Below are 18097 nucleotides of genomic sequence, written 5' to 3' on the forward strand. Positions count from 1 at the left end.
GGGTCTCTCCTCAGAACTGCCGCAGCAGGCGCAGGTCGTTCTCCCAGAACATGCGGATGTCCGGGATCCCGTAGCGGGCCATGACCACGCGGTCGCCAAACCCACCGAAGGCGAAGGCGGTGTAGCGCTCCGGGTCAATCCCGGCCATCTCCAGGACGCGGGGGTGGAACATGCCGCAGCCCCCCAGCTCCAGCCACCCTCCGTTGAACCACACCGCCACCTCTGCGCTGGGCTCGGTGAAGGGGAAGTAGGAGGGCTGGAAGCGCACGCGCGCCTCGGGCCCGAACATGGCCCTGGCGAAGGTGATGAGCACCCCCTTGAGGTCGGCGAAGGTGATCCCCTCCCCCACCATGAAGCCGTCCACCTGGTGGAAGACGGGCATGTGGGTGGCGTCCACCACGTCGCGCCGGTAGCAGCGGCCGGCGGTGAGGATGCGCATGGGCGGGCGGCGCTCCCGCATGACGCGCACGTCCACCACGGTAGTGTGGGTACGCAGCAGCAGGTCCTCGCCGATGTAGAAGGTGTCCATGCTGTCGCGCGCAGGGTGGTCGGGGGGGATGTTCAGCCGCTCGAAGTTGAATTCGTCGCTCTCCACCTCGCTGCCGTCGACCAGCTCGAACCCCATGCGCACGAAGATCTCCTGCACCTCCTCCAGGGTGCGCGAGAGGATGTGCCGCCGCCCCAGGTGGCGCCGCCACCCTGGCAGCGTCACGTCCAGCCGCTCCCCCGCCAGCCGCGCCTCCCGGGCTAAGGCGGCCAGGAGAGCTGCGCGGCGGCGGAACGCCTCTTCGACCCGTGCGCGCACCGCGTTCAGCGCCCGGCCGGTCGCCGGCCGCGCTTCCTGCGGCAACTGCGGCAGCCGGTCGAAGAGGGTGGCCAGCCGCCCTCTCCGGCCCAGGTAGGTGCGGCGTACCTCCTCCAGCGCCTCCGTGGTGGCTGCGGCGGCGATCTGTCGTTCCGCCTCCATCGCCAGTTGCTCGATCTCCTCACGCATAGCCTACCTCCAAAAGCAACGCGCTTCCGTCTCTGGGACGGAAGCGCCTCCTTCCGCGGTACCACCCGGCTTCCCGGCCCTTGAGGAGACCGGGCGCTCTGCGCTCCCGGTCACGGTGGAGCATCCGGCAGGACTACGCACGGCAGCGCCGGCAGGCGCAGCCGCTTCACCCCGCGGCTTGGGAGTGAACTTCCGGCCGGTCCGCGCCGCGGGACCTGGCACTGCCCCCCCTGGAGCGGTCCCGCTCTCTGCGGTGCAGCCGGCCGTACTCTCTCCCGCATCGCCCCGCGGCCCGGTCGGCCGCGCTGGCTCAGTTCAACGACAGCCTGCTGACAGACGCCCCCCGCCCCGACCGCAGTAGGCCAGGTAGGCCCAGACAGACCTGGCCGTCACGCCGGAGCAGGCCGGCGAAGATTGCCGCCAGTATACACCGGCCGGCCCGCCTCGTACAACACAAGCGCCGCCGCCACCGCCGCATTCAGCGACTCGGCCCGCCCTAGGATGGGGATGCGCACCACGGCCGCAGCCACCCGGCGCACCGCCGCGCTCACCCCCTCGGCCTCGTGCCCCACGGCAATAGCCAGGGGACGGCGGTAGTCCGCCTCTCGGAAGTCCACCGGCCCGGCGGGGTCGGTGGCCAGAAGGCGGATTCCCCGGCGCAGGAGGTCAGACAGCCTCTCCAGGGACCATTCCACCACTGGCAGGTGAAAGAGCGAGCCCATACTGGCGCGCACCGCCTTCGGGTTGTAGGGATCGACCGTCCCGGGCAGCAACACCACGCCCGAGGCGCCGGCGGCGTCCGCCGTGCGGATCATTGTCCCCAGGTTCCCCGGGTCCTGCACCCGGTCCGCCACCAGCAGGAGCAGGTCCGGCCGCCCTAACAGCGGTTCCAGAGGCAGGGCCTGACGGCGCACCACCGCCACCACACCCTGAGGTGTCTCTACCTCGCTCACCGCCGCCAGGACGTGAGGGGCCACCTCCACCACGGGGATGCCGCGGCTGCGCGCCGCATGGAGCAGCGCGGCCAGGCGCGGGTTGGCCGGGTCCGGGGTGGCCAGGAGGCGCTCCAGCGGCGCCTCCGCGCGCAGCGCCTCCTCCACCAGGCGCACCCCGTCCGCCAGGAAGCGCCCGGTGGTCTCCCGCTCCCTGCGCTGGTGCAGCTGACGCAGGCGCCGCACCAGGGGATTCTTCGTCGAGGTGATCAGATGGCGCTCTCCAGGCGGTGCAGCTGTCGGTTTTCTCCCACCACCACCAGGACGTCGCCGCGCTGCAGGCGCACGTCGCTGGAGGGGGAGATGAGCAGCTGGCTGTCCCGCAGGATGAGCAGGACATTCACCCCGAACTTGGCCCGCAGCTCCAGCTCCCCCAGGGTGCGGCCGTCCAGCCGCTCGGGCACTCGCACCTCGTCGATGGTGTACTGAGGGGAGAGCTCCAGGTACTCCAGGACGCTGGGCGAGGCCAGGCTGTGGGCCACGCGCACCCCCATGTCCCGCTCGGGGAAGACCACAGCATCGGCGCCGACCTTCTCCAGGACCTTCCCCTGCCGCTCGTCGACGGCCTTGGCCACCACCTTCTTCACCCCCAGGTCCTTGAGGAGCATGGTGGTGAGGATGGACTCCTGGATGTCCACCCCGATGGCCACCACCACAGCGTCGAAGTTGGTGATGCCCACCGCGCGCAGGGCGTCGGGGTCGGTGGTGTCGATCTGCACCGCGTGGGTGACATGGTCGGCGACCGCCCGCAGGGCCTCCTCGTCCTTGTCCATGGCCAGGACATTGTGCCCCAGGTCGTAGAGGGTGCGGGCCACGCTGCTGCCAAACCGCCCCAGTCCGATGACCGCAAACTCGCCCATCTCTCGCTGAGGCCGGGCCTCAGCTCACCTCCTTTGCCTGCCGGATGCGCCCCCCGGCATTGCGGCGTTTGGCCATCTCACCCCACATAGATCGCCTTCTCCGGGTACCGGAAGTGGGGGATCGCCTGCCGCCGGGTCAGGCCGAAGGCCAGGGTCAGAAGACCCACCCGGCCCGTGTATGCCGTGACGACGATAATCAGCCTGCCCAGGGCGCTCAGAGAGGGGGTGATCCCCGTGGACAGCCCCACCGTGCCAAAGGCGGAGACCACCTCAAACGCCGCCGGCAGCATGGCCAGCCCCTCGGAGAGCGCCAGGGCCACGGACATTACCACGACGAAGGCCACGCCCAGCAGGACAATGGTGACGGCCTTATAGATGACCACCGGCGGGAACCTGCGCTGGAACAGCCCCGGGTCGGGATGGCCGTGCAGCTGGGCCAGGATCACCGCCAGCGGCGCTACGAAGGTGGTGGTCTTGACCCCCCCGCCGGTGCCGCCCGGGGAGGCGCCGATGAACATCAGGACCACCAGCAGCATCAGCGTGGCCTCGCGCATCTGCCCGATGCTCACCGTACTGAAACCCGCGGTGCGTGGGGTGATGCTCTGGAAGAGGGCGGCCAGCACCTTGGCCGGCCAGCTCAGGGGACCCAGCGTCCCCGGGTTGGCGAACTCCAGGAGGAAGACCCCTGCACTGCCGGCAGCGATCAGCCCCACCGTGGCGGACAGCACCACCCGCGTGTGCAGGGTGAAGTGCCGCCGCCCCTCCCGCAGGTTGGTCAGGACGCCGAACCCCAGGCCGCCCAGGACCACCAGCGCCATCACCGTCAGGTTCACCGGAAGATCGGTGGCGTAGCGGGTTAGGCTGGCGAAGTTGCCCATGACGTCGAAGCCGGCGTTGTTGAAGGCGGAGACGGCGTGAAAGACTCCCCAGTAGACCCCGCGGACCAGCCCCACCTCGGGCACCCATCGCAACGCCAGCAGCAGCGCCCCCGCTCCCTCAATGGCCAGGGTCACCCGGATGATCGTCCGGGTGAAGCGGACGATCCCGCCCAGGCTGTAGAGGTTGTAGCTCTGCGCCAGGGCCATCCGCTCGCGCAGCCCGATGCGCCGCCCCACCAGCAGCGCCAGGAGCATGGCCGTGGTCATGTAGCCAAAGCCGCCGACCTGGATGAGCAGGAGGATGACCAGCTGGCCGAAGAGGGACCAGTGAGTCCCCGTGTCCACCACCACCAGGCCGGTGACGCAGGTGGCCGAGGTGGCGGTGAAGAGCGCGTCCAGGAACGGGGTAGGGCGGCCGTCTGCGGCTGCCACAGGCAGGGAGAGGAGGACGGCTCCGACGACGATGACCGAGGCAAAGCCCAGGAGGATGGTCTGGGCGGGGGAGAGCGCGGCGCGAGGTGCAACGCGCCGCAGAGCTACGGAGGCGCGTGCCATCGGCTCGGGGTGCTAGCGGCCCAGGCTGCCCTTCGCCTGCTCCACCAGGGCGTCGAAGGCGGCCGGGTCCTCGACGGCCAGATCGGCCAGGGTCCGCCGGTTCACCCTGATCCCCGCCTTGCGCAGTCCGGCGATCAGCCGGCTGTAGGGTAATCCACTGTTGCGGGCCGCGGCGTTGATGCGGGTGATCCACAGCCGGCGGAACTGCCGCTTGCGCAGGCGGCGGTCCCGGTAGGCGCTGGCCAGCGCCCGGAGCACGTACTGGTTGGCCAGCTTGAACCAGCGGGACTTAGCACCGTAGAAGCCTTTGGCCAGCCGCAGGATCTTCCTGTGCCGGCGGCGCGACACCACGCCCCTTTTGACCCTTGCCATAGGCGCTCACTCCCGGCCTGCCCGGCCATCTGCGCCCGCCCTGCGGGATCAGGGCAGAAGCCGGGCGATCTTGGGCACGTCCGCCGGATGCACCTCCACGCGGCGCCGCAGCGAGCGCCGCCGCTTCGGCCGCTTCTTCACCATCAGGTGACCGCCCTGCTGCCGGCCGCGGACAAGCTTCCCGCTGCCGGTGCGGCTCATGCGTTTGGCCGTGCCCTGATGCGTCTTTGCCCGCTTGCTCACCGTACACCGTCCGTCCGCTGGGCCGCGGGCGCCTCGCGCCGTCGCGGCGCCAGCACCATGATCATGTTGCGTCCCTCCAGGCGCGGCGGATTCTCCACCACCCCCACGTCGGCCACCGCCTGCGCCAGCCGCGCCAGCAGTGCCTCCCCCACCTTGGGGTAGGCCATCTGCCGGCCGCGGAACCACAGGGCCACGCGCACCTTGTGTCCATTCCGGAGAAAGCCGTATACCGCCCCCGCCTTCACCCGGAAGTCATGCTCCCCGATGTTTGGGCTGAGGCGCATCCCCTTGAGGTCCCCCCCGCGCTGCTTGCGGTGGGCCTGCCGGTCCCGCTTGGCCTGCTCGTACTTGTACCGCCCGTAGTCCATGATCTTCACCACGGGCGGCTGCGCCGTGGGCGCTACCTCCACCAGGTCCAGCTGCGCTTCCTGCGCCCGCTGCAGCGCCGCCGCGAACGGCAGGATGCCCAGCTGCTCACCGTTGGGCCCGATCACCCGCACCTCCCGGGCGCGGATGCGGTCGTTGATCCGTGGCTCTCTACTGATGGCGTCGCCCCCTCAGTACCCTCCGCAAAAGGGTGAAGGGATGGTCTGGCCATCCCTTCTGTCTGGTGCCGTAGTGACCCCGGCAGCACCGCCCCGGGGTGAGAAGCGGACGGCTTCTACTTCGTCCCATATGAAGACCGGGGGCGAGTATAGCACCGGGAGGCAGGGCGGTCAATCAAGACCCCCGCTCGCCTGTTCCCGCCTCCTGCTCCCTCCCGACCTGGGAGGCGACCCGGGCAAAGGCCTCCACCGCACGCTCCACCTCAGCCAGGCCGATGTGCCGGTGTGTAACCAGCCGCAGGCGGCACGGCGCCACCGCCAGGACCAGGACGCCGTGCGCGGCCAGCTGCCGGGCCACCAACGGCGCCTGGGGGACCTCCACCAGCACCATGTTGGTCTGCACGTTGGCGGGGTCCACGCGCAGCCCGGGGATCTCCGCCAGCCGCTGGGCCAGCACGCGGGCGTGGCGGTGGTCGTCCGCCAGGCGGTCGACCATGGTCTCCAGGGCCACTATGCCGGCGGCAGCCAGCACCCCGGCCTGCCGCATCCCCCCGCCGAGGATCTTGCGGGCGCGGCGTGCCCGGGCCACGAACTCGGCGCTGCCGCACAGCAGCGAGCCCACAGGGGCGGAGAGCCCCTTGCTGATGCAGAACATCACCGAGTCGGCATCCTGCACCAGCAGCCGGACATCTACGCCCAGGGCCACGGCGGCGTTGAAGATCCGGGCCCCGTCCAGGTGGACTCGGAGCCCGTGGACGTGGGCAGTGGCGCAGAGGGCGGTCATCTGCTGCGGGGACATCACCACGCCTCCCGCGGCGTTGTGGGTGTTTTCCAGGCAGAGGAGGCGTGTGGGCGCAAAGTGCAGGTTTGGCGGCCGCAGCACCGCCTCGATCTGGGCCGGCGCCAGTATCCCCCGCTCGCCGGGCAGTGGCCGAGGGATCACCCCGGCCAGGGCCGCCATCCCGCCGGCCTCATTCAGGTAGCAGTGGGCCCGCTCCTCCACGACGACCTCGTCTCCCCGCTGGGTGTGGCTCATGATCGCCGCCAGGTTGGCCATGGTGCCGCTGGGGACGAAGACCGCGGCTTCCTTCCCCATGCGCGCTGCAGCCATCTCCTCCAGGCGGTTCACGGTGGGGTCTTCGCCAAAGACGTCATCCCCCACCGCCGCCGCGCGCATGGCCTCGCGCATGGCCTCCGTGGGCTGAGTAACAGTGTCGCTGCGCAGGTCGACAGGCGGACTCATCCCTCCTCCCCTCCCCCACCGCGGGAGACCTGGAAGAGGGAGATGCCGCGTCCGGCGATGGACGAGGAGATGTACGCCAGGAGGAAAAGGAGCAGCCACTTGGCGATGGCCAGCAGGAAGGTGTCGGTGATCTTGGCGCTCTGCGCCCCGGCGGCGGTCTGGCTGAGCAGCCCCGCCTGCACCAGCTCTACGAAGCCGCGGTAGAAGGTGAAGACCAGCAGGGCGATGCCCAGGGCAAAGACCAGCAGCCCCAGCCACTTCCCTGCGGGATCGGGTGGGTCGCGGCGTGCCACCATGGTCAAACCTCCTCTCCGTGCCTGCGCGCTTCCCTGGCCGCGAACCTCACACCCGCGCCTGCTGCAGCGCGCTGGCACAGACGCAGGTCCGCTGGGGGGGAACCGCCGGGATCACCTGCAGGACCAGCTCCCGCAGGCGGACCAGGTTCTCCCGGAATATGCGTACGACCTCCGCTGCCGTCACGGGCGCGACCGAGGGGTCCCCCTCCACGCCCACGTCGTAGTCAGTGATCAGGGAGATGTTCACGTAACAGATCTCCCGCTCCCGGGCCAGGGCGCACTCCGGGTACTGGGTCATGTTCACCACCTCCCACCCCTGGGCCCGGAACCAGCGGCTCTCCGCGCGGGTGGAGAAGCGGGGGCCCTGGACCACCACCACCGTCCCCCGGTCGTGGAGCGGCAGGTCCATACGGTGTCCGACCTCTAACACCACCCGGCGCAGGGTAGGACAGTAGGGGTCGGCCATGGACAGGTGCGTGGTGACCGGCCCGTCGTAGAAGGTGTCGGCGCGGCCGCGGGTGCGGTCCACGTACTGGTCGCAGATGACGAAGTCCCCCGGGCGGATGTGCGGCTGGAGGCTGCCGGCGGCGCAGGGGCCAAGGATGCGGCGCACACCCAGGTGCTCCATGGCCGCGATGTTGGCCCTGTAGTTGATCCGGTGCGGCGGGATCTCGTGCCGCCGCCCGTGCCGCGGCAGAAAGGCCACGCGCCGCCCGCCCACCTCTCCCAGGGTGATGGGGGCGCTGGGCGGTCCGTAGGGTGTCTGCAGCGTCACCTCCTCCGCATCCGCCAGCAGCTCGTAGAACCCTGAACCGCCGAAGACGCCGATCTCGGCCTCAGGCATGCGCTCCTCCACAGATCAGTTCCGGCGGACGTCTTCTTCGGCGGCAGCGGGCGCACCGCCTGCCGCCTGCGCGGCAATTGCCGGGAGGATCCTCCCCGCTGCTCCCCGCAGCACCACCGCCGCCTCCGCGTCGAAGGGGGTGGGCTCGCGGTTGACGATGATGAGCTGACCACCCTGCTCCAGGACGATCCGCGGCAGGAAGGCCGCGGGGGTCACCTGCAGCGAGGAGCCCACCACCAGCAGCACATCGGCCTCCCGACAGAGCTGCTCCGCCTGGGCGAAGACCTCCGGCGGCAGCAGCTCCTCGAAGAGCACCACGTCGGGCTTCAGCGGCGACGCGCACCTAGGGCAGCGGGGCAGGGTACCCGCGTCCAGCGCCTCCTCCACCACGGCGATGTCGGTACGCCAGCCGCATCTGGGGCAGGAGGCGTGGCGCAGGCTGCCGTGGATCTCCAGCACGCGCCTCGAGCCCGCGGCCTGGTGCAGGCCGTCCACGTTCTGCGTGATGACCGCCCGCAGCAGCCCGACCCGCTCCAGATGGGCCAGGGCCTGGTGCGCCGGGTTGGGCCGTGCCCGCCGCAGCAGGGAGAGCCGCCTCCGGTAGAAGGCGTAGAACTCCTCCGGCCGGCGGCGGAACGCCGTCAGGCTGGCCACCCGCAGCGGATCCACATCCGCCCACAGCCCGCCCGGCGAGCGGAAGTCCGGCAGCCCGGACTCCGTGCTCACCCCCGCTCCGGTGAGGGCCACCGCCGTGCGCGCCCGGCGCAGCAGAGCGGCGGCCCGGGCCACGCTCACCTCAGGTGCACCAGGTCCCCCTCCGCGGTAAACTTCCAGGAGCGGGGAGGGCCGATGGTCACCCCGGGGCGGCCGGCCAGTGCGGGGGTCAGGCTCTCCGACACCCACAGCCGCTCCAGGTGCAGGGTATTGGGGATGAGCACCAGGCGCGCCTTTTCGGGACGCGGCAGGTCCAGGGAGCCCAGGGCCGCCTGGATGGCCGTCCTGTCGCTGGGAGCCACTAGCGGCAGGAAGACCCGTTCCAGGAAGGTGCTGGTGATGGCGTTGAGGTAGGTGGCGGCAAAGTCGATGGCCTCCGCCAGCTGTGCAGTCACCACATCTGCCAGGCCCACCCCCTGGGCGTTCCCGGCGGAGGCTGGCGAGAGGCGCAGGGCCACGATGCGGTGGAAGCGCGGGGACGGTGGGTCGGGGATGGTGGGGTGGCGCCACCGCCCGATGATGTTGGGGTCCATCCCCGTGCCGCTGTAGTTCTTCCCCATCTCCCTAACGACCAGCACGTCGGCCTCCTCCACCGGCAGCCGGGGCATCCACTCCTGCGCCTGCCGGTAGAGCAGCGGCTCGCGCCGCGGGATCTCGGCAGGCGGCAAGACCTCTACAGCGGCGGTCTCGTCATAAGCGTTCTCCAGCATGGCCACCCCGGCAACGACACGCCCCGACTCCAGCAGCGCGCCCGCCACCTCCTCGATACACCGGGCGATCCCCGCAGCACCCTGGCGGTGCGCCTGGGCGGCCCCCGGAGCCTTGCCCAGGCCGATAGCCAGCATCTTCAGCAGCCCGCTTCCGAAACGGTCGATGAAGGCGGTGTGGGGCTTGATCCGGTTGAGCACGATGACGCCGTGACACTCTGCGGCGCGGCGGTCCAGGTAGACGGTGTAGCCCCCGGGAGTCCGCCCCAGCTCCACCACCTCCATGGAGCTGATCACGGGAGCGCCCAGCGCCTGTGCCGTGATCCCCAGATGGGTCAGTACCCGGAGCTGCCCTTCGGCCGTCCCCCCTCCGTGGCTACCCATGGCGGCAAGGACCACCGGCTCGGCCCCCGCGTCCCGGATGGCCTGCACCGCGCCCTGCAGGGCCGGGACGATGTCGCGGATCCCCCGGCTGCCAGCGGTGACCGCAATGCGACGGCCGCGGAGCGCAGCCATCAGCGGGCGGAGCCCCTCGCGCACTGCCTCGGCCACGTCGGCCAGGCGCGGCCGGGGAAAAGTCTGCTCGACCTCCACCAGCGGAGGAAGGGCGACCTCAGCTCCCGGCAGGGTCTGGGGCAGGCGGAGCTCAAAACGCACGCTCAAAGAGATGCACGAGGTCCTCGGTCCGGGTCAGCCGCGGGTTCACCAGGACGTTGCCGCTCTTCATGGCGTCCTCGGCCAGGGCCGGGATGGCGTCACGGGGAACCCCCAGGTCGCGCAGCCGCTCCGGAATGCCCACGTCTGCGGCCAGGCGGCGCACGGCCTGCACCGCTACCTCCGCCGCTCGCCGGGGCGGCAGGCCGGCTGTCGGTTCGCCCAGCGCCTCGGCAATCCGCGGGTAGGTTTCCATGCCGGCGATGAGATTCCACTCCATGACGTAGGGCAACAGCACGGCGTTGGCCACACCGTGAGGCACGTCGAACCGTGCTCCCAGGGGATGGGACATGGCGTGTACGTTGCCCAGCCGGGTGCGGGTGAAGGCCAGGGCAGCCATGGTGCTGGCCAGAAGCATGTGGTAGCGGGCCTCCAGGTGCTGCCCGGTGGCGTAGGCGGTGCGCAGGTGACGGCCGACCAGGCGGATGGCTTCCAGGGCCAGGGTCTTGGCCAGGGGGTTGGTCGCCGTGTTCACGTAGCACTCGATGCCGTGGGTCAGCGCGTCCATGCCCGTGGCTGCGGTCAGAGCCTGCGGCAGCGACAGGGTCAGCGCGGGGTCGCACACCGCGGCCGCGGGCACCAGGTAGGAACTGCCCACGGTGAGTTTGAACGGCCGCGCCCGGTCGGTGATCACGGCGAACTGCGTCACCTCGCTGCCGGTGCCGGCGGTGGTGGGAACGCAGATCACCGGAACGATGGGTCCGGGGACTTTACCCATCCCCTCATAGTCCAGGACACTGCCCCCATGGGTCGCCAGTACGGCCGCCATTTTCGCCACGTCCATGGCGCTGCCCCCGCCGCAGGCGACCAGGCAGTCACACCCACCGCGGCGGTAGGCGGCGACCGCCCGATCGACGGTCTCGATGCTGGGGTTTGGCTCCACCTGGGAGAAGGTTTCCACCGACGTCACCGCCGGGGCGATCCCGTCCAGCACCTGCTTCAGGATGCCGGCGGCGGCAACCCCCGGGTCACTGACGACCAGTGGCCGGCTCCCCAGCGGGGCGACGGCCTGCCCCAACCGGCTGACCGAGCCTACGCCGAAGGTGATACTGGTCGGGGCCTGGAACGTGAAGGTATCGGTCAAGGCGTGCATTCCGTCCCCCCCGCCGCGACCTGTCAGGATGAGTTCGCCGGACCCGGGGAATGGCCTGCCACCCGCCGAGGAACCGGTCGTACGGCGGTCCGGGGGAGCACCCGATAACCGATAGCCAGATGGGAGGAGCACAGACGGCGCTCGTGGCCTGCCTCTTCGACATCGATGGCACTCTGGCCGACACCGGGGCCGCCATCCGGGAGGCAATCGTCCAGGTCCTCCGGGAAGAGGGCATCAGGCCCACGTGGGAGGAGATCAGGTCCGGGTGGACGCTGGCCGGCCTGGAGGCGCGCGGCATCGCCCTGGGCGTGGTCACCTCCAAGCGGCGCACCGCGGCCCTGTGCACCCTGCGCACGCTGGGCCTGGAGCGGCACTTTCCCGTGGTGGTCTGCGAGGAGGATGCACCAGTGTCCAAGCCCGATCCCGCCCCCCGGCTCCTGGCCGCAGAGCGGCAGGGGGTGCCTCCGGCACTGAGTGTGATGGTCGGTGACGGAGGAGTGGACGTATCTGCCGGCAAAGCTGCGGGGATGCGGACATCCGGCGCGCTGTGGGGGACGGTGGCGCCGGAACTGCTGCGGGCGGCCGGGCCGGACTGGCTGCCGCAGACCCCAAGCGAACTGCTTTCGATCTTCCCGGGACGGGAGTAGGCAGACGGAACCGCCCCGCGTCCATTCCGGCCGGGCGGGACTTCTGCAGTCGTCACGGCTCTGCACCGCCGGCGCAACTCGGCCCGGGCCGAGCCGCGTCAACGCCGCTCCTTGGATCTGTCGGACTCCTGGAGCTGACGCAGGCGGGCGATGTAGAGACGGGCCGCCCGCTCCATGTCCTCGCTGGCCTCCGGCTGGCCCCGTGCCAGAAGCCACTGGTCGGCCGCCTCGTACTCGCGGTCCGCATCCCCCGGAGGCGGAGGCGCCTGGCGCAGCCATGCCAGTACCGCGGCCACGCCTCGCCCCCCCACCTCGCGGATAACCGGGAGGCGACGCAGCGTCACTTCGGCCAGGAAGAGCCCCAGGGCCGCTCCCGCCAGGGGAGGCCAGGCCGGCACGCGCCGCTTCCCGCCGCCAGATGGCGGCGCCAGGATCTCGGCGGGAGTAGCAACCACTCGCGCCCCCGCCGCCTCCACCAGACGGGAGAGGACGCCGCCGCCGGCTCCGGGGGCGGCCAGCTCGGGCGGGGAGGAGACAGCAACAGGGGTTCGCCCGACGCCCACCAGGCGTCCCTGCCTCCGCGCCTCCACCGTGACCAGGTATCCTCCCGGTCCCTCCACCATCAGACGGCCCTCGTATCGTCCCGGCGCGGTCTGCTCCAGTGAGGCGGGCGCCCCACGGCCGACGACCTGCGCCCGCGCCTCCAGGTCGGTGAGCAGGGTGCCGGCGCGGTCTCGGGCGTCCAGCACTACGTGCACCACATCCCCCTCCACCTGCGCCTGCACCTCGAGCTCCCCGGAGGGAGGGGCCACCGCCCAGCGCACCAGGCGCGACCAGAAGATGGCAACGTCAGGCCAGGAGAGCCAGCGGGCAGCCCAGCGCGGGCGCGCGTCCGAGGTAAAGGCCACGACACGGCCCAGCCCGAACTGCCAGGAGGCCAGAAGGGGATCCTGCTGCGGGGTCAGGGCATGCAGCGTCGCCGAGGGTTTGGGCGCCGTGGCCACATAGCCTCCCAGCGGCGGCGGGGCCAGGCCACGCAGCAGCGGCGAGGCGGGCGAGATCAGCGGGCGGAACTGCTCTTCGATCAGGTAGGCACGCGTGGCCAGGACCGCCTCGGCGGTGACAATCTGGGGGATGGTATAGAGGTCGCGGGTGAAGTAGTAGCGGCCCCTTCCCCACGCCGCCAGGTCCCGCATGAACTCCTGGTCGGCGTCATTGCCGACGGCCACGCTGGAGAGGGTGATCTTCTCCCGCGCCATCCGTGCGACCAGCCGCTGGAAATCGCCCGGGTCGGTCTGCCCGTCAGAGAGGACAATGACGTGCTTGACCTTGGCCTGAACCTGCCGTAGCACCTGCTCCGCTTCCAGCAGCGCCGGATAGAGGTTGGTCCCGCCGCCGGCGGTGATCCGCGAGACCTGGCCCAGGATCTGCTCCCGCTGTCGTGCCTCCGTGGGCCGCGCCAGCCAGTGCGGGGCCTGGTCGAAGGCAACCACGCCGATCAGGTCGCGGTCACCCAGCAGGTCGATGACCGACTGCGCCGCCTCCTTCGCCAGCTCCACCTTGGCGATCTCGGGACCGAAGCTGCCCATGCTCCCGGAGGCGTCGATCACCAGCACCACGGCCACTGAGGGGATGGCCACTCGATGGCGCACATCCATAGATAGGGGAAGGGTCGCTTCCAGGTCGGTGGCGGCGTACCCACCGGGGCCGAAGGTGTGCGGGCCGCCTGCGACCACCAGTCCGCCGCCCAGGACAGAGACGTACTCCCGCAGGGCGCGCATCTGCGCCGGGGAGAGCACCGTCGCCGGGACATCGTCCAGGACCACCACAGGAGTGCCGGCGTAGGCCGCCGCGTCCGCCGGCAGCGCCTCGGGGAGGGTCTCCCGCACCTCCAGGCCCTGCGCGCGCAGCCACCGCAGCAACGGACCGGGCTCGCGGGCGGCGTAGACAACTGCCGGGACGCCCACCACCTGGACGACGGCGAAGCCCCGGTTGTTCTCCACCAGGTCGTCGGGCGCGACCTCCAGGCGCGCCTCGTAGATAAGCGCGCCCGGGTCCGCCGCCTGCTGGGGGACCCGGAGCAGGCTCCGGCCCGGCGGAAGGCGCACCACCTCCTGCCATACCTGGCGCCCGCCGAGGAAGAGGCGGAAGACGCCCGAGGCCGGTTCGGACGTCTCGACCCAGACCCGCACCTCGAACCGCTCGCCCGACCGCACTTCTGCCGGGGTCTGCAGTGTGTCGATGCGTGCGTCCACCGCCGCGCCGGCACCCAGGGGAACGACCGCCACGTCCACCCCTGCAGTGGCGGCCAGCGCCGCCGCCTCGGAGGCGCTGCCAGCGGTGTCCCGGCCGTCGCTCATCAAAACGATGCGGCGCGCCCCGGAGGGAGGCAGCAGGCCCAGCGCGGTGCGGATGGCCGCCCCGATGTCGGTGCGGTGCCCCGGTGGCCTGGCCCCCGGAGCCAGCCGGGGGAGGTCGGTCAGGCCCTCGGCGATGGTGGCTTCCGCGCCGAAGATGACGAGGCCGAAACGGTGCCCCGGTCCTCGCTCGGCCACCGCCGTGCGCGCCAGGTCCAGCGCCCGCTGCCGCTCGGCCACGGGGACGCTGTCGGAGAGGTCGAGGGCGAAGACCACGGCTAGGTCTGCGCCACCGCGGGCGATCTCCAGCCCGGCCAGGGCCAAAAGGAGTAGCCCCAGCGCCAGTAGCCGCAACACGGGGAGCTCGTGCCGCAGGGGTGGGCGACGCCGCGGCCAGGGAGGCCGGGACCGCAGCCAGAGGACCCCCTCGGCCAGCAGGACACCCAGGGCAAGCAGCAGCAGGACCCACCACAGCTCCTGCTGACGGACTTCCCCGTCAGCCGCCTGACCCAGGGAAGGCCCCACCTGGCGCAGGTCCGACTCCTGCGGAGGCGCGACTACGGCGATCGGCTGCTCCCGGGACCCGGTGCGCAGTACATACACTCCGGCGCGGTCCAGCCTGGGCAGGGCCAGGACGCCGCCGCGCGCCATCACGGGCAGCACCCGGCCCGAGGGGTCCACCAGTGAGGCCGGGGCAGCGGCAGCCGGCAGCACGGCCGTCGTCCCCGCCTCTACGGTGGGCAGCGGAGCCAGCCACTCCAGGATGTTGGCCATGAGGATGGGAAACGCCGGATGGGCAGGCAGGTCGGAGCGGAGCAGGTCGAAAGGTAGCAGCACCACCCGCAGCTCGGGCCGCTCCAGGACCCAGAGCAGGGGCACGCTCCCCTCCGCCAGCACCGTCCCGCCCCGCGGCCGAAGGGTGAGGGCTTCTTCGGTCCGGATACCGGTCAGGTCCGCCATCCGCAGGAGTGGGTGCGTGGGGACGGTGCGCAGGACGGAGACACCGGGGGTGGGGGCCTCCACATCCAGCGGCAGCGTCTCCGGCACGCTGCCCGCGATCAGGTAGCGGCCCGGCGGCAGGGTCCGCACGTCCACGCGGTCGAGGACCACTACATCGTAGGCCGGCCAGGCCGCGGGGTCGGGGCGAGCGGCGCGCCCGACGGCACGCACAGGCAGCACCTGCAGCGCGGCCTCCAGGAAGGGGTTCCCGGGGGAGACCAGGAGTACCCGCGGTAGGGCCGCCCGGCCCACCACAACTTCTCCCCGGTCGTCGGCAGGGAGGACGTCTCTGGCCTCCAGGCGCACGCGGGCCACCCCTTCTCCCCGCACCGGCCATACCCGTACCGCCACCTCCCCGGCGGGGACGAGCAGCGGGGCTGTGTTTTCTGTGCCGTCCGGCCAGGCCACGTGCACGGTGGTACGCCGGTCGGTGCTGCCGAAATTCCGCACCGCGGTCAGGAGCACCGGGCGACCCGTGCCGCTGGTGCTGGCTGCCATCCGTACCAGCGCCAGGTTCTCCGAGGGGCGACCAAAGGTGCGGTAGGTCACCCGCGGCAGGCGGGGACCGGGAGTGTCGGTGTAGACCACTACCTGCGGTGCGCGGCCGCGCAGGCGCTGCGCCACCGCCGCACGTACGGCGGCCTCCAGGTCGCAGCGCCCGTCCCCCGGGGCCAGCCGGAGGATGGCGCGGCGCACCATCGCCGGATCCGCGGTGAAGTCCAGGACCACGCGCGGCGCTGCACCCGCCTCCAGCACCATCACCGGCAGGCCCGCGGCGCCCTCCACCAGCCGCAGCGCGGCCTGCCGTGCCGCGGCGAAGCGGCCGAGCGGCTCCCGTTCCCCGGCGTCATACGCCTGCATGCTGCGCGAGGTGTCGAAAACGAGAACCAGCGCATCCCCGGCGACGCCGGGGATGGACACCACCGGGCGGGCCAGGGCCAGGGCCAGCAGGGTCACCGCCAGCAGCTGCAGCAAAAGCAGCAGGCTGCGCTCCAGACGGCGCACGGGCAGGCGCACCACCAGGTCCCGGGTGGTGCGTTCCCACAGCAGGGTGCTGCTCACGGTGTGCGGCACGCGACGCGCCCGCAGCATGTGCAGCAGGATGATCAACGGCAGCGCCAGGAGCAGCCAGAGGGCCTGCGGCACGGCGAAGGCCGGCATCAGGTGATCAACCCTCCCACCCGCAGGTAGCGCAGGATCAGGTCTGCCAGGGGAACGGCGGTGGTGGCCCGCAGGTAGTCGATGCCGTGGCGCAGGCAGAACTGCTCCAGACCGGAGAGGTAGCGGTCGCGGGCGCGGGCGAACGCCCTCAGGGCGGCGCCGTCAGCGGTCACCTCTACGGCCCGTCCGGTCTCGCAGTCGATCAGGCGCAGCTCTCCGGCCAGCGGCGGGGCCAGGTCCTCCTCGCTGAGGATGTGCAGAACGAACAGGTCGAAGTGGCGGGCGCGGGCCAGCTTCAACCCCTCCTCGACGCCTTCCGCCATCAGCAGGTCGGAGAGCAGAACCAGCAGGCCCCGTCGTCGCGTCTGGTGCACGTACTCGCGCATCACCGCCGCCAGGTCGCTGCCCCCGCCCGGCTCCAGCCCGCTGAGGAAGCGGAAGAGCTGGAAGGTCTGGGAGCGGCCGCGGGCCGGGCCGAAGGCGTCCCCAACCTGGCGGTCGAAGGCCGCCGCGCTCACCCGGTCCATGTTCACCAGGCCGATGGTGCCGATGGCCGCCGCCACCTGGGCCGCGTAGCGCAGCTTGGACGGAGCGGCAGGACCGGGAGGAAACCCCATGGACCTGGACCGATCCACCAGCAGGTGCACGTTGATCTCCTCCTCCTCGCTGAACAGCTTGACGAAGAGGCGGTCCAGGCGGGAGAAGATATTCCAGTCGACGTAGCGATAGTCGTCGCCGGGCTGGTAGCCGCGGTAGTCCGCGAACTCGACCCCCCGCCCCAGGGTGGCGGAGCGCCGCTCTCCTCGCATCCCGCTGCGCACGATGCGGCGGGTGCGCAGGCTGAGGGTTTCCAGCCGGCTGAGGAAATGGGGGTCGAGCAGCAGCGGCTCACTCACCGGCGCACCCGCACCAGCTCCGGAGTTTCCTCCAGCACGTTGCGCACCACGTCATCGGGGTCAATCCCCTCCGCCTCCCCCTCGAAGTTGAGGATGATCCGGTGACGCAGTGCCGGCAGGGCTACGGCGCGCAGATCCTCGAAGGCCACGTTGGCCCGCTCCTGCAACAGGGCCCGCACCTTGGCCGCCAGCAGCAGCGCCAGCGCCCCGCGCGGGCTGGCGCCGTAGCGTACGAAGCGCCTGGCCTGGGAGGCCGCCCCCTCGGCCTCGGGGTGCGTGGCCCGGATGAGGCGGGCCACATAGTCCTTGACGTGCGTGGCCACCGCCACCTCCCGGGCCAGAGCCTGCATGGCCAGGATGGTGGCGCCAGAGGCCACCGGCTGCACCGCCGGCAGCTGCGGCCCGGTGGTGCGTTCCATGATCTTCACCAGGTCGTCCAGCGCGGGAAAGGGGAGGCGCAGCTTGAACAGGAACCGGTCCACCTGCGCCTCGGGCAGCGGGTAGGTCCCCTCCATCTCGATGGGGTTCTGCGTGGCCAGGACGAAGAAGGGCTCTTCCAGCGGGTAGTGCACCCCTACCGCGGTCACCGCGTGCTCCTGCATCGCCTCCAGCAGCGCGGACTGGGTCTTGGGCGTGGCCCGGTTGATCTCATCGGCCAGGACGATCTGCGAGAAGATGGGGCCGCGCTGGAACTCGAAGAAGCGCCGGCCCGCCTCGTCCTGCATGACCACGTTGGTCCCGATGATGTCCGCAGGCATCAGGTCCGGTGTGAACTGGATGCGGGAATAGCGCAGGTCCAGGGCCTGGGCCAGCGTCTTCACCAGCAGAGTCTTCCCCAGGCCGGGCACGCCCTCCAGCAGCACGTGCCCTCCGGCGATGAGTGCCGTCAGCACCTCCTCGATCAGCGTCTCGTAGCCGACGATCACCTTCTGGATTTCGGCCTTCAGCCGGCGAAAGGCCTGCCGGAACTCCTGAGGATCCACCTTC

General features: G+C 71.2%; 17 protein-coding genes. 1 reads left to right on the forward strand and 16 read right to left on the reverse strand.

All coding sequences use genetic code 11. The annotated features are described in order from the left end of the window. Positions 1-10 precede the first annotated feature (10 nt). The 13 genes from pheS to QN152_04435 form a co-directional block, all read right to left on the reverse strand. Positions 11-994: a phenylalanine--tRNA ligase subunit alpha gene (gene pheS, locus QN152_04375; GenBank protein ID MDR7538752.1), complete on the reverse strand. Its 984-nt coding sequence runs from the start codon at positions 992-994 to the stop codon at positions 11-13. Positions 995-1383: 389 nt separating this feature from the next. After that, the gene (locus tag QN152_04380) at positions 1384-2172 is read right to left on the reverse strand and encodes an RNA methyltransferase (GenBank protein MDR7538753.1); all 789 of its coding nucleotides are present in this window, start codon (positions 2170-2172) and stop codon (positions 1384-1386) included. Positions 2173-2195: 23 nt separating this feature from the next. Further along, positions 2196-2846 carry a TrkA family potassium uptake protein gene (locus QN152_04385; protein ID MDR7538754.1) on the reverse strand — a complete coding sequence of 217 codons (651 nt, stop codon included), beginning with the start codon at positions 2844-2846 and terminating at the stop codon, positions 2196-2198. A gap of 77 nt (positions 2847-2923) precedes the next feature. After that, entirely contained in the window at positions 2924-4279 is a 1356-nt protein-coding gene (locus QN152_04390) for a potassium transporter TrkG (GenBank protein MDR7538755.1), read from the reverse strand. 12 nt (positions 4280-4291) lie between these two features. Beyond that, positions 4292-4651 carry a 50S ribosomal protein L20 gene (gene rplT / locus QN152_04395; protein MDR7538756.1) on the reverse strand — a complete coding sequence of 120 codons (360 nt, stop codon included), beginning with the start codon at positions 4649-4651 and terminating at the stop codon, positions 4292-4294. Between the two features lie 48 nt (positions 4652-4699). Beyond that, positions 4700-4894: a 50S ribosomal protein L35 gene (rpmI, locus tag QN152_04400; GenBank protein MDR7538757.1), complete on the reverse strand. Its 195-nt coding sequence runs from the start codon at positions 4892-4894 to the stop codon at positions 4700-4702. Next, positions 4891-5439 (reverse strand): translation initiation factor IF-3, encoded by a 549-nt coding sequence (infC, locus tag QN152_04405; protein ID MDR7538758.1) that lies wholly within the window; start codon positions 5437-5439, stop codon positions 4891-4893. Before infC ends, rpmI begins: the two co-directional genes overlap by 4 nt. A 175-nt stretch (positions 5440-5614) precedes the next feature. Further along, the gene (gene ltaE / locus QN152_04410) at positions 5615-6682 is read right to left on the reverse strand and encodes a low-specificity L-threonine aldolase (protein MDR7538759.1); all 1068 of its coding nucleotides are present in this window, start codon (positions 6680-6682) and stop codon (positions 5615-5617) included. After that, the gene (locus QN152_04415; GenBank protein MDR7538760.1) at positions 6679-6978 is read right to left on the reverse strand and encodes a hypothetical protein; all 300 of its coding nucleotides are present in this window, start codon (positions 6976-6978) and stop codon (positions 6679-6681) included. Before QN152_04415 ends, ltaE begins: the two co-directional genes overlap by 4 nt. A gap of 46 nt (positions 6979-7024) precedes the next feature. Next, positions 7025-7822: an S-methyl-5'-thioadenosine phosphorylase gene (locus QN152_04420; GenBank protein MDR7538761.1), complete on the reverse strand. Its 798-nt coding sequence runs from the start codon at positions 7820-7822 to the stop codon at positions 7025-7027. 15 nt (positions 7823-7837) lie between these two features. Beyond that, positions 7838-8617, reverse strand: a complete 780-nt coding sequence (locus QN152_04425) for a Sir2 family NAD-dependent protein deacetylase (GenBank protein MDR7538762.1) — start codon at positions 8615-8617, stop codon at positions 7838-7840. After that, positions 8614-9900, reverse strand: coding sequence for a lactate racemase domain-containing protein (locus QN152_04430; GenBank protein ID MDR7538763.1), 1287 nt, complete (start codon positions 9898-9900; stop codon positions 8614-8616). The genes QN152_04425 and QN152_04430 overlap by 4 nt, the downstream gene beginning before the upstream one ends. Then, on the reverse strand, positions 9890-11050 hold the full coding sequence (locus QN152_04435; protein MDR7538764.1) for an iron-containing alcohol dehydrogenase: 1161 nt from the start codon (positions 11048-11050) through the stop codon (positions 9890-9892). The genes QN152_04430 and QN152_04435 overlap by 11 nt, the downstream gene beginning before the upstream one ends. Before the next feature lie 119 nt (positions 11051-11169). Between QN152_04435 and QN152_04440 the strand changes: the two genes are divergently transcribed. Beyond that, on the forward strand, positions 11170-11697 hold the full coding sequence (locus QN152_04440; protein MDR7538765.1) for an HAD-IA family hydrolase: 528 nt from the start codon (positions 11170-11172) through the stop codon (positions 11695-11697). Positions 11698-11795: 98 nt separating this feature from the next. On the opposite strand, the gene QN152_04445 is transcribed toward QN152_04440, so the two are convergent. From QN152_04445 to QN152_04455, 3 genes are read right to left on the reverse strand one after another with little or no spacing between them, the layout of a single operon-like run. After that, a complete protein-coding gene (locus QN152_04445; protein MDR7538766.1) occupies positions 11796-16214 on the reverse strand; it encodes a VWA domain-containing protein in 4419 nt (1472 codons plus the stop codon). Continuing rightward, positions 16214-17110 (reverse strand): DUF58 domain-containing protein, encoded by an 897-nt coding sequence (locus QN152_04450; protein MDR7538767.1) that lies wholly within the window; start codon positions 17108-17110, stop codon positions 16214-16216. The genes QN152_04445 and QN152_04450 overlap by 1 nt, the downstream gene beginning before the upstream one ends. Further along, positions 17107-18093 carry an AAA family ATPase gene (locus QN152_04455; protein ID MDR7538768.1) on the reverse strand — a complete coding sequence of 329 codons (987 nt, stop codon included), beginning with the start codon at positions 18091-18093 and terminating at the stop codon, positions 17107-17109. Before QN152_04455 ends, QN152_04450 begins: the two co-directional genes overlap by 4 nt. Positions 18094-18097: the final 4 nt, after the last annotated feature.

It is taken from the genome of Armatimonadota bacterium (assembly GCA_031459715.1).
GTDB lineage: Bacteria > Sysuimicrobiota > Sysuimicrobiia > Sysuimicrobiales > Humicultoraceae > Humicultor > Humicultor tengchongensis.